The sequence below is a fragment of the Streptomyces sp. NPDC007945 genome (genome assembly GCF_042958885.1).
GTDB lineage: Bacteria > Actinomycetota > Actinomycetes > Streptomycetales > Streptomycetaceae > Streptomyces.
The window spans coordinates 1-11,605 of sequence record NZ_JBIBJV010000020.1; the positions used below are offsets into that span (position 1 = coordinate 1).

At 73.8% G+C, this 11,605-nt stretch carries 10 protein-coding genes; 7 read left to right on the top strand and 3 right to left on the bottom strand.

What is annotated here, in order from left to right; translation table 11 throughout:
- Positions 1-142 precede the first annotated feature (142 nt).
- From ACFZCF_RS31805 to ACFZCF_RS31835, 7 genes are all read left to right on the top strand, one after another.
- Entirely contained in the window at positions 143-925 is a 783-nt protein-coding gene (locus ACFZCF_RS31805) for an SDR family NAD(P)-dependent oxidoreductase (RefSeq protein ID WP_388450580.1), read from the top strand.
- 10 nt (positions 926-935) lie between these two features.
- Positions 936-2,165 carry an MFS transporter gene (locus ACFZCF_RS31810; RefSeq protein ID WP_388450583.1) on the top strand — a complete coding sequence of 410 codons (1,230 nt, stop codon included), beginning with the start codon at positions 936-938 and terminating at the stop codon, positions 2,163-2,165.
- 9 nt (positions 2,166-2,174) lie between these two features.
- Positions 2,175-3,920 (top strand): FAD-binding protein, encoded by a 1,746-nt coding sequence (locus tag ACFZCF_RS31815; RefSeq protein WP_391290591.1) that lies wholly within the window; start codon positions 2,175-2,177, stop codon positions 3,918-3,920.
- A gap of 315 nt (positions 3,921-4,235) precedes the next feature.
- Complete coding sequence (wecB, locus tag ACFZCF_RS31820) at positions 4,236-5,456, top strand: non-hydrolyzing UDP-N-acetylglucosamine 2-epimerase (RefSeq protein ID WP_388450587.1); 1,221 nt, start codon at positions 4,236-4,238, stop codon at positions 5,454-5,456.
- Positions 5,457-5,482: 26 nt separating this feature from the next.
- Positions 5,483-6,232: a hypothetical protein gene (locus tag ACFZCF_RS31825; protein WP_391290593.1), complete on the top strand. Its 750-nt coding sequence runs from the start codon at positions 5,483-5,485 to the stop codon at positions 6,230-6,232.
- A 70-nt stretch (positions 6,233-6,302) separates the two neighbouring features.
- Positions 6,303-7,541: an FG-GAP-like repeat-containing protein gene (locus tag ACFZCF_RS31830; RefSeq protein ID WP_391290595.1), complete on the top strand. Its 1,239-nt coding sequence runs from the start codon at positions 6,303-6,305 to the stop codon at positions 7,539-7,541.
- 150 nt (positions 7,542-7,691) lie between these two features.
- Positions 7,692-8,927: an acyltransferase family protein gene (locus ACFZCF_RS31835; RefSeq protein ID WP_391290597.1), complete on the top strand. Its 1,236-nt coding sequence runs from the start codon at positions 7,692-7,694 to the stop codon at positions 8,925-8,927.
- Positions 8,928-9,004: 77 nt separating this feature from the next.
- Here ACFZCF_RS31835 and ACFZCF_RS31840 read toward each other — a convergent pair whose 3' ends face one another.
- The 3 genes from ACFZCF_RS31840 to ACFZCF_RS31850 all read right to left on the bottom strand — a co-directional run bounded on the left by ACFZCF_RS31840 (position 9,005) and on the right by ACFZCF_RS31850 (position 11,498).
- Positions 9,005-10,003 carry an MsnO8 family LLM class oxidoreductase gene (locus tag ACFZCF_RS31840; RefSeq protein ID WP_391290599.1) on the bottom strand — a complete coding sequence of 333 codons (999 nt, stop codon included), beginning with the start codon at positions 10,001-10,003 and terminating at the stop codon, positions 9,005-9,007.
- A gap of 20 nt (positions 10,004-10,023) precedes the next feature.
- Positions 10,024-10,569, bottom strand: coding sequence for a hypothetical protein (locus tag ACFZCF_RS31845; RefSeq protein WP_391290601.1), 546 nt, complete (start codon positions 10,567-10,569; stop codon positions 10,024-10,026).
- An 83-nt stretch (positions 10,570-10,652) separates the two neighbouring features.
- The gene (locus tag ACFZCF_RS31850; protein WP_391290603.1) at positions 10,653-11,498 is read right to left on the bottom strand and encodes an alpha/beta hydrolase fold domain-containing protein; all 846 of its coding nucleotides are present in this window, start codon (positions 11,496-11,498) and stop codon (positions 10,653-10,655) included.
- Between the last annotated feature and the right edge of the window lie 107 nt (positions 11,499-11,605).

Genomic DNA, 11,605 nt, shown 5'->3' on the forward strand with positions numbered 1-11,605 from the left:
ACCGTCGCGTGACGCGGTCGCGAGCTGAGGACTCTCCCCCGAGCAGCGGCCGGGTACGGCGCACATCCCCCGCCGCCGTACCCGGCCGCTCCCGCCTGCCAGCCCAGCCCCCTCCCCTTCCCTCCCCTCCGAGGAATCCCTGATGGACCTGCGTATCCATGACCGCGTCTACCTCGTGACCGGTGCCTCGTCCGGGATCGGCGCGGCCACCGCGCGACTGCTGGCCGCCGAGGGCGCCACCGTGGTCGGCGTCGCCCGCAAGCCCTGGACCCCGGACCCCTCCGACGGCATCGACACCGTCGCCGCCGACCTCACCGACCCCGGTTCGGCCCGGTACGTCGTCGACCGGGTCCGCGAGCTGCACGGGCGGCTCGACGGGCTGGTCAACAACGCCGGCGCGCTCGTCTCCCGCACCGGCTTCCTCGACGTCGACGACGACGCCTGGGCCGCGAGCTTCGAGATCAACCTGTACGCGGCGGTCCGCGTGACCCGGGCCGCCCTCCCGCTGCTCCTGGAGTCCGACGCCGCCTCGGTCGTGCACATCGCCAGCGAGGCCGCCCGGTTCCCGGACCCGGCGATCGTCGACTACGCCGCCGCGAAGACGGCGCTGCTCTCGGTGTCGAAGTCGCTCGCCGCCGAGTTCGGACCGCGCGGGGTGCGCTCCAACGTGGTCTCGCCCGGCCCCACCCGTACCGCCCTCTTCGACGCCCCCGGCGGCTTCGCCGAGCAGCTCGGGGAGCGGTTCGGGCTGCCGGCCGACGCGGCCGTCGACCACTTCGTGCGCGAGGTCCGCAGGCTGCCCACCGGTCGTATCGGGGAGTCCGAGGACGTGGCGCGGGTCGTCGCCCAGCTCCTCTCGCCGCTGTCCGGGCAGGTCACCGGCGCCGAGTGGAGCGTCGACGGCGGCGCCCTGCGGCAGATCTGACGGCGCCCCCATGCCTCTCGCCCTGATCGCCCTCGCCCTCGGTGCCTTCGGCATCGGCACCACCGAGTTCGTCATCGTCGGGCTGCTGCCGGAGGTCGCCGGCGACCTGTCCGTGTCCATCCCGGCCGCCGGGATGCTCGTGACCGGCTACGCGCTCGGCGTCGTCGTCGGCGCCCCGCTGATGACCGCCGCCGGGAACCGGCTGCCCCGCAAGACCATGCTCGTGGTCCTGATGGGCGTCTTCATCGCCGGCAACCTGCTGTGCGCGCTCGCCGGCGACTACGGCGCCCTCATGGGCGGCCGGCTGATCGCCTCCCTCACCCACGGCGCGTTCTTCGGCATCGGGTCGGTCGTCGCCGCCGACCTCGTCGCGCCCGACCGCAAGGCCGGGGCCATCGCCCTGATGTTCACCGGTCTCACCCTCGCCAACGTGCTCGGCGTGCCCCTCGGCACCTTCCTCGGGCAGCAGTTCGGCTGGCGTTCCACCTTCTGGGCGGTGACCGCCTTCGGTGTCGTCGGACTGCTCGGGATCATCGCGCTCGTCCCGGCGCAGCCGCGCCCGCCCGGCGCCTCGCTCCGCGGCGAACTCGCCGTCTTCGCCCGGCCGCAGGTGTGGCTGGCGCTGCTGACGACGATGCTCGGCTTCGGCGCGGTCTTCGCCTCGTTCACGTACCTGGCGCCGATGATGACGGAGCTGGCGGGCTTCTCCGACGGCGCCGTCGCCTGGCTGCTCGTGCTGTTCGGCGCCGGGCTCTGCGTCGGCAACGTCCTGGGCGGCAAGGCCGCCGACCGCTCCCTGATGCCCAGCCTGTACGTGATCCTCGGCGCGCTCGCCCTGGTCCTGGTCGTCTTCACGTTCACCGCCCGCGCGCCGCTGCCCGCCGCCGTGACCCTGGCCGTCTTCGGCGCCGTCGGCTTCGCGACCGTGCCGCCGCTCCAGGCCCGGGTCATGCAGCAGGCCGAGGGCGCCCCGGCGCTGGCCTCCGCCGCCAACATCGCGGCGTTCAACCTGGGCAACGCCCTCGGCGCCTGGCTCGGCGGACTCGCCGTCGACCGCGGCCTCGGCTGGACCGCGCCGACCTGGATCGGCGCCGGACTCGCCGCCGCCGGTCTGTGCACCGCACTGCTCTCGGGCCGCGCCGACCGCCGCCGGGCGGCCGGGAAGCGGACCGTACCCCTGGACTCCGCCCTTCCGGCGCCGCGTCAGGGCGCCACCACACCACCGTCTCCGAGGAGTTGAGTCAGTCCCATGCGCTCCACGCCATCCACTCCCGCCCCGTCGTCCACCCCCGCCACCGCCGCGGACCGTCCGGGCCAGGGCCTCGGCCGCCGTACCGTCCTCACCAGCGGCGCCGCCGCCGTGGGCACCGCCGCCGTGGTCGGCGCCCTCGCCGTCCCGAGCGCCGCGGCGGCCACGGGAGCCACCGGCGCCGCGGCCGCCGCGGCCGGCACCGGCTCCACCGTCCGCCCCGGGGACCCCCGCTACGCCGAGCTGACCACCGGCAACAACCAGCGGTTCGTCGCCCGGCCCGACTACATCCGCATGATCCGCTCCAGCGCCGACGCCGAGCGCGCCCTCAAGGACGCCGTCCGGTCCGGCAAGCGGGTCTCGGTCCGCAGCGGCGGGCACTGCTTCGCCGACTTCGCGGTCCACCCCGACGCCGAGGTCATCCTCGACTTCTCCGAGATGACGCACGTCGGCTACGACCCCCGGATGCGGGCCTTCACCGTCGAGCCCGGCGCCCGCCTCCTCAACGTGTACGAGGCCCTCTACAAGGGCTGGGGCGTCACCATCCCCGGCGGCATCTGCTACAGCGTCGGCGCCGGCGGTCACATAGCCGGCGGCGGGTACGGCCTGCTGTCCCGCGCCCACGGCCTGGTCGTCGACCACCTGTACGCCGTCGAGGTCGTCGTCACCGACGGCCGGGGAGGCGTCCGCACGGTCGTCGCCACCCGCGAGGAGGACGACCCGCACCGCGACCTGTGGTGGGCGCACACCGGGGGCGGCGGCGGCAACTTCGGCCTCGTCACCAAGTACTGGTTCCGCTCGCCGGGCGCCACCGGCACGGAGCCCTCGCGCCAGCTGATATCCCCGCCGTCCACGGTCCTCGTCAGCGCCGTCGACTTCCCCTGGGACCAGCTCGACGAGCGCAGGTTCAACCGCCTCCTCAAGAACTTCGGCGCCTGGCACGCCGAGCACAGCGCCCCCGACTCGCCCTACCGGGCCCTGTCGAGCCTCTTCAACGTCAGCTCCAGGGCCCACGGCAGCCTCGGCATGTTCACCCAGGTCGACGCCACCGTCCCGAACGCCCGCGCACTCCTCGACGACTACCTGGCCGCCATCACCGCCGGCACCGGGATCCGCCCGCAGGCCCTCACCCGGCCCACCGGCGAACTGCCCGCCATGCCGCAGCTCGCCGAACCGCGCACCCTGCCGTGGCTCCAGGCGACCCGTCTCGTCGGCACCAACAACCCGGTCATCACCGACCCCACCTCGCGCGGCGGCCACAAGTCCGCGTACATGCGCAAGAACTTCACCGACCATCAGCTCAGCGCGCTGTACAAGCACATGACGAGGTCCGACTTCACCAACCCGGACACCATGCTGGTGCTGTTCTCCTTCGGCGGGCAGGTCAACGCCGTCGCCCCCGACGCGACCGCGAACGCGCAGCGCTCCTCCATCTTCAAGATGTGCTTCCAGACCTTCTGGTCGGAGGAGAGCGAGGACGACTTCTACCTGGGCTGGCTCAGGGAGCTGTACGAGGAGTTCTTCGCGCCCACCGGCGGCGTCCCGCTCATCGACGACGCCACCGACGGCTGCTACATCAACTATCCGGACCGCGACGTCGCCGACCCGCGGCGCAACCGCTCCGGCGTGCCCTGGCAGACCCTCTACTACAAGGACAACTACCCCCGCCTCCAGCGCGTGAAGCGGCGCTACGACCCGTCCGACTACTTCCGCCACTCCATGTCCATCAAGCCCGCGAAGGACTGACCCACAGCCCTGTCGCACCCCTGAAACCGCAGGTCGAAGCCCTGCGTCCGGTCATCCGGACGCAGGGCTTCGGCGTTTTCCGGAGCCGGCGCCCGAGGCGTCCGACCCCCCTCTCGAACACCCCCGTTCGAGGTGCTGTTCGAGGCCGGGCGGGCGTCCGTTGACCCTCCGGGGGCCTCGGGGGAAAGTTGATCCCAGGCCGCACGAGAGCCGCTGAACAAGCGCCCCGGCCGCATCACTCCCCTCCCCACCTCTGCTCAGCGCTGCCCTGCTCCGCCCTGTCCAGGCCCGCACCCCACAGGAAGTAAGGAACCCATGCGCTCCCTCGCCGTAGTCCTCGGTACCCGGCCGGAGGCCATCAAGTTCGCGCCGGTGATCCGCGCCCTCCAGGACGACCCCCGCTTCGCCCCGGTCGTCGTCTCCACCGGCCAGCACCGGCAGATGCTCGACGAGACCCTCGACGCCTTCGGCCTCACCACCGACGTCGACCTCAAGGTCATGGCCCCCAAGCAGACCCTCTCCCAGGTCACCTACCGCTCCCTGCGCGGCCTGGAGGACTGGTTCCGCTCCGCCGCCGTCGACGCCGTCCTCGTCCACGGGGACACCGCCACCACCTTCGCCGGCGCCCTCGCCGGCTTCCACCAGCGGGTCCCCGTCATCCACGTCGAGGCCGGGCTGCGCAGCGGCCACCTCGGCTCCCCGTTCCCGGAGGAGGGCAACCGCCGGCTCGTCGCCCAGATCGCCGCCCTCCACCTGGCGCCCACCCCCGGGAACGCAGCCAACCTGCGCTCCGAGGGCATCGACCCGGCGACCATCGCCATCACCGGCAACACCGTCATCGACGCCCTCCGCTGGGCCTGCGGGCAGTCCGCCGACTACGGCGACCCGGCCCTGGCCGACCTCGACGCCGACCCGCGCCGGATCGTCCTCGCCTCCGCCCACCGGCGCGAGGCCTGGCCCCACCTGCCGGCCATCGGCCGCGCCCTGGCCCGCATCGCCGACGAGCCGGACACCCGGGTCGTCGTCCCGCTGCACCGCAACCCGGTCGTCCGCGAGGGCCTGCTGCCCCACATCGGCGCCCACCCGAACATCACGGTCGTCGACCCGCTGCCGTACCTGGCGTTCTGCAAGCTGATGGCCCGCGCCGACCTGATCGTCTCCGACAGCAGCGGAAGCCAGGAGGAGGGCCCCGCGCTCGGCAAGCCGACCCTCGTCCTCGGCGACGTCACCGAACGCGGCGAGGCCGTGACCGCCGGCACCGCCCGGCTCGTCGGCACCGCCACCGAGGGCATCGTCGCCCACACCCTCGAACTGCTCCGCGACCCGGCCGCCTACCTCCGCATGGCCAACGCCGCCAACCCGTACGGCGACGGCCGCGCCACCGGTCGCACCGTCGACGCCATCGCCCACCACTTCGGCCTCGGGCCCGCGCCCGAGCCCTTCGACCCGACGGCCCCCGCCGAGACCGCCCACTCCGCCCACGGAGGCGTCCTGGGCGCCGGACACGCCCGGACGGCCGCCCTCGCCCGCACCTGACACCCGACGAGAGGAACCGAACCGACATGGACACCACCGCGGCCACGACCACCACCGAGCGCGAACTCAGCTTCGGCACCCCGCAGTTGCGCGCCACGCTCGTCCGCGACGTCGAGGACTACCTCGTCGAGGGCCGCACCATGGTCGTCAACCCGAGCATGACGGCGGTGACCGTCGCCGAGACGCCCCGCAAGACGATCCCGGCCCTCACCTCCACCGTCCTCGCCGACACCCGCATCGAGCGGGCCGAGACGCTGATCCTGCTCCGCCCCGGGCGCGAGGAGGTCGGCGAGGCCTCCCTGGTGGACGCCCCCGGCTGGGGCCACCTCGCCGACCTCCTCGGCGACCAGGGCGGCTTCCCCCGCGACACGCCGCTCTACCGCAGTCCGCAGGACGAGATCGGCACCGTCGTCTTCGACGCGGCGCACCTGCTCGGCGAGCGCGAGACGGCCGTCTCCCTGCGGGAGTTCACGGTCCGCGCCAACCTCTGGTTCGCGCCCGCCGGCACCGACTGCGTCATCCACAACGAGCACGACTTCATCGAGGTCCACACCCAGGTCCAGGGCCTCGGCCGGATGCAGCGCTTCCGAGACCGCGACCACGCCTCGCTCTACCAGGACGTGCTCATGAGCCCCGGCTACACCACCCCGGACCCGTTCTGCGCCATCGGCCCGCAGTGCACCTACCACTACCCGTACCACCAGTACCACGCCGACACCGACTGCGTCTGGCTCGCCGTCGAGTACCACCCCGTCCCCCGCGCACCCCGGACGTGAGCACCACCCCGCCCCGCCCGCCCTTCCCCCTTCCGGCCTTTCCGCCCCCGCACCGAGGAGAAACGACCCCATGAGCGAGAACACCACCCCCGGGCTGCGCGTCCCCCGCTTCACCCCCGAGCTCGTCGCCGCCCAGCTCCGTGACGGCTACTGGCTGGAGGCGCCGGACATCGACGGCGACGGCAGCCCGGACCTGTTCGGCTACGGCCTGCGCCTCGGCGAGATCTACTGGTACGCCAACGACGGCGAGTGGACCCGGCGCCTGATCGCCGACCGCATCACGATGCCCGTCGGCGCCGACTTCGCCGACGTCACCCGCAACGGCCGGCCCGACGTCATCGTCTGCTACGACCTCTACGGCCCGATCGGCACCATCCACGACGCCAACACCGAGGGCGGAAAGATCGACTGGCTGGAGAACCCCGGCCAGCCCGACAAGGACGAGTCCCGCTGGAAGCGCCACTACGTCGGCCGCGCCACCGGCATGCACCGCCTGCGCGCCGGCCACTTCACCCGCACCGACCGCCTCCAGATCATCGGCCTGCCCATCGTCGCCAAGGAGGACGTCCACGCGGTCCTTCCGGTGGTGCTCTTCACCGAGCCCGACGACGTGCACACGGCCGAGGAGTGGCCGATGACCGTCATCGACGACAGCCACTTCCGCATGATCCACGGCGCCGAGAAGAAGCAGGGCCTCATCCCCGGCTCCGAGCTCGAATCCCTCCTCCTCGCCTCCGACGAGGGCGTCACCTGGCTCTACTACGACGAGAACCGCCAGGAGTGGATACGCGAGCTCATCGGCACCGGCGAGCTCACCCAGTTCGAGCAGACCGGCTTCCGCGGCAGCGGCGACCTCAACGCCGGCCGGCTCGGCGACGACCCGATGGCGTACGTCGCCGCCATCGAGCCGTTCCACGGCAACACCGTCGCCGTCTACACCAAGGACGCCGAGGGCAAGGGCTGGAACCGGGTCCTCCTCGACGTCTTCGGCGACCCGAACGAGAACGGCGAGGGCCCCGGCCACCAGATCGTCTGCGCCGACTTCGACGGCGACGGCGACGAGGAGTTCCTCGTCGCGCTGCGCGGCCCGTGGCCCTGGCAGGGCGTCATGTACTACAAGGCGATCGACGCGGCGAACGGCGTCTGGGCGAAGTGGCGGGTCTCCGACGAGTCCGTGGCCCGCATCGCCACCGCCGACTTCAACGGCGACGGCCGGCTCGACTTCGCCACCATCGCCTACTCCGTCCAGAACTACTACGTGGCCAAGGACGCGAAGCTCATGGTCTACCGCAACCAGATCGAGCAGTAGCCGCCGGTCACGGCGCCCCCTCCGCGTCTCCCGCATCGCGCACCACCCGCCACGCGCCACGGTCCCGGGGCAGGCCCCCGCCGCCCCGGGACCCCGCAGGCCCCCCGCACTGCCCTCCCGCCCCGCCAGCCAAGAGAGAGCGAACCCACCGTGTCCTCCACGACCTCCCCGTCCACCGAGACCGCGAAGCGGGCGAAACTGCCCTCCTTGACGGGCCTGCGGTTCTTCGCCGCCCTCCTCGTCTTCTTCTTCCACTCGTCCCTGATGGACTCGCCCATCCCGCCCAACGCCCCCATCAACCCCTTCGCCGACGAGGGCCTCGCGAACGCCTTCGAGACCGCGTTCAGCAAGGCCGGCTACCTGGGCGTCTCCTTCTTCTTCGTGCTCTCCGGCTTCGTCCTCGCCTGGGCGTCGAAGCCCGGCGAGCGGGTCACCGCCTTCCTCCGCCGCCGACTCCTCAAGATCTTCCCGAACCACGTCGTGGTCTTCGCCGCCTCGATGATGCTCTTCGCCGGCGCCGCCGTCACCAGCGTCGCGGACTGGCTGCCGAACCTGCTGCTGATCCACACCTGGTTCCCGCAGCCGGCCGTCAACCTCAGCGTGAACCCGCCGAGCTGGTCCCTCGGCAGCGAGCTGCTCTTCTACATGCTCTTCCCGCTCCTGATCGTCCCCATCCGCAAGATCCGCGGCGGCGCCCTGTGGTTCTGGAGCGCCGTGATGGTCGCCGGCACCATAGCCGTCCAGCTCGTCTCCACCTACCTGGTGCCCGCCACCCCGAAGTCCGCCATCACGCCCGTCTCCGACATGCAGTTCTGGTTCGGCTACCTGCTGCCGGCCGGCCGGCTCTTCGAGTTCGTCCTCGGCATCCTGCTCGCCCGGATCGTCCTGGCCGGCCGCTGGCCGCGCCGCATCGGCTTCGGACTCTCCCTCGCCCTCACCGCCGTCGGCTATGCCGCCGCCCTGCTGCTGCCCTTCCAGTACGGCTTCGTCGCCGCCACCATCGTCCCCGTGGCCGCCCTCATCGCCGCCACCGCCGCGTCCGACGTCGACGGCCGCGTCACCTTCCTGCGCAGCCGCCCCATGGTCTGGCTCGGCGAGGTCTCCTTCGGCTTCTACCTCGTCCAGGGCGTCACGATCTTCTACCTGCGCTCCCTGCTCGGCGAGACCACGTACGGCATCGGCGGCTCGCTCCTGGTGATCGCCGGCTTCTTCGCCGCCTCCCTGCTCGGCGGCTGGCTCCTCTTCCGCTTCGTCGAGGCGCCCGCCATGATCCGCTTCGGCCGCTCCAAGCGCCGTACCGCCCCGGCCGTCACCGCCGTCACCGGGACCGAGACCCCGGCGCCCGCCCCCGAGCCCGCCGGCGCCGGCGCCGGACGCGGGCACTGACCCGCCCCGCACACCGAAGAGCCCCGACCGGACACCACCGGTCGGGGCTCTTCCGCGTACGGCCACGGCGCCGGGGATCAGCCCACGGGCACCGCCTCCGCGGCCGCCCGCGCCGAGCGGGTGGCCTCCTCCGAGAGGCCGAAGTACTGCGCCAGCAGCGCGTAGGACCGCTCACGGTCGGCCGGGTCCGCCGTCAGCGTGTTGACGACGATCTCGTCCACGCCGTGCGACGCGGCCAGCTCCGCCAGCCGCGCGCCCACCTGCTCGACGGCCCCGGCCACCAGCGCCGTACGGTGCACCTCGGCCCGCTCGCGCTCGGCGTCGCTCCACCGGTGGCCCCGCACCGTCGCCAGGGACGGCAGCGGCCGGTCCTGCCCCAGGTCCTTGCGGGCCCGCCACAGCAGCAGGCTCCGCGCCAGCTCCTCGGCCCGCTCGGCGGTGTCCGCCGCCACCACCCGCACCGCGAGCACCCCGCCGCCCGTGCGGGCGCCGGACTCCCGGGCCTCGGCCCGGTACCCCTCCAGGGCGCGCAGCCCGCCGTGCGGGGAGAAGAAGTGCCCGAAGGCGAACTCGGTGCCGAGCCGCCCGGCCAGCCGGCCGGACTCGCCGCCCGCGCCGAGGAGCCACACCCTCGGCGGCACCGCGGCCTGCGGCACCACCCCGTACGGGCGCCGCCGGCCGTCGGCGCCCAGCAGGGCGAGGAGTTCGGCGACCTTCGCCGGGAAGTCGTGCGCCGGACCGCCGGCCCGGCCGAGCCCGAGGTCGACCCGCCCCGGATGGAGCGAGGCGAGCACCCCGAACACCTCGGCGACCTTCGTCGGCGCGTAGCGCGGCAGCAGCACCCCGCCCGTGCCGACCCTCAGGTGCGACGTGCGGGCGAGGACCGCGCCCGCCAGCATCTCGGGGGCGCTGGAGGCGAATCCGGGCGAACCGTGGTGCTCGGCCGCCCAGTAGCGGACGTACCCGAGCCGCTCGGCGGAGGACGCCAGGGCCAGCGAGGCCCGCAGCGCCTCGTCGGGCGTCTGGTCCTCGCCGACGGGCGTCTGGTCGAGGACGGAGAGTCGCAGGGAGGTCATGACGTGGTCTCCCGTTCCCTTCAGTGCTGGTGGCCGGTCGGGACGCCGGAGGCCCCGGACACCGTCGCCGGCACGATCCGGAAGTCCCGCTCGAAGACGAGGTTGTGGAGGTCGGCGGCGGCGATGGCCCGCAGCGTCGGCAGCTCCGCGGCGGCCTGCGCGTCGTCGAAGACGTTCAGCGGCCACTCCGACACCGTCGCCCCGCGCAGGTGCGGGTGGTGGAAGCCGCGCCCGTAGTGCGCGTACAGCGTCACCGGCGGGATGCCGCCGTCGCGCTGCTCCGCCCAGGACAGCGTCCAGGCGTGGAACAGGCTGCCGTCGTCCGAGCGCTGCACGCCGGTCGCGGCCAGCACGCCCTGGCCGAGGAGCAGTTCCTCGTTCAGCTCGGTCAACGCCTGCCGGGCGTACGGGTCGAGGAGCCCGGCGGCCGTGCGGAACAGCTCCTCCTTGCCGGGCCGGGAGACGGCGTCGCCGTGCCGGCCGTCCCGCAGGTCGGCGAAGTGGCGCAGCAGCGCGTCGAGGTTGGCGGCGGCGGGGACGGCGGCGGGCGGGAACGGTGCGGTCATGGCAGGTCTCCCAAGAGGTCGAAGGGGAAGGGGTGAGGACGGAACGGAAGGGATCGAGCGGGGAACGGCCGTCCGGGACGGGCTCAGCGGGCGTCGAGGAACGCGCGCAGCGACGTCCCGATGAGCTCCGCCGCCGAGGCGCCCGACGCCACGGGGCGCAGGAACGCCCCGTGTCCGGTCCGCGGGAGCTCCCGCAGCGCCACCGGCACGCCGGCCGCCCGGAGGAGCCCGGCGTAGCGGCGCACGTCGTCGCCCACCGGGTCGAGCTCGCCGACGGTGAGGAGCGCGGGGGCGACCCCGTCGAGCCCGGCCGCCTCGAACGGCGTGCTGTACAGGCGGGTGCCGTCGGCGGCGGCCGGCGACCCGGCGGCCCGGTACTCCCGCCAGGCGGCGGCCATCGCCGCCGCCGAGGGGAAGGCCCCCGCGTGGCGCCGGTACGAGTCCGCCTCGCAGGCCGGGTCGAGCGGCGGGTACGCCAGGACCTGGGCGGCCAGCGGCAGCCCCCGGTCCCGGCGGGCGAGCGCGGCGGACGCCGCGAGCGTGCCGCCCGCGCTGTCCCCGCCGACGACGAGCACCGGCTCCTCGCCGTCGCCGCCGGTCCCGGCGGCCTCCCGCTCGGCCTGCCCCGCCGCCCACTCCAGGGCGGCGAGGAGGTCCTGGACCATGTCCGGGTGCCGGGCGGCCGGAGTGAGCCGGTAGTCGACGCTCACCACGGTCATGCCGGCGGCCCGCGCCAGGTCGGCGGTGGCCGGGTACCACTCCAGGGCCGAGCCCGCGCGCCAGCTGCCGCCGTGCGCCCACACCAGCCATCTGCCGGTCCGGGGCCGCTCGGGCCTCAGGACGAGTCCCGGGACGGGGCCGCCGGGCGCGGGGACGCGTACCTGCTCCCAGCTGACCGGAGACGGCTGCGGTCGGGTGTGCAGAGCCATCGGTCGTTCCTTTCATGAGGCCGTCGCGTGCGGCCCGCGGCCCACGGTGGCCGCGTGACCGGGTCGTCACAAGGCGGAGTTGCCCGAGTGTGCGGCTTCAGGCGGAC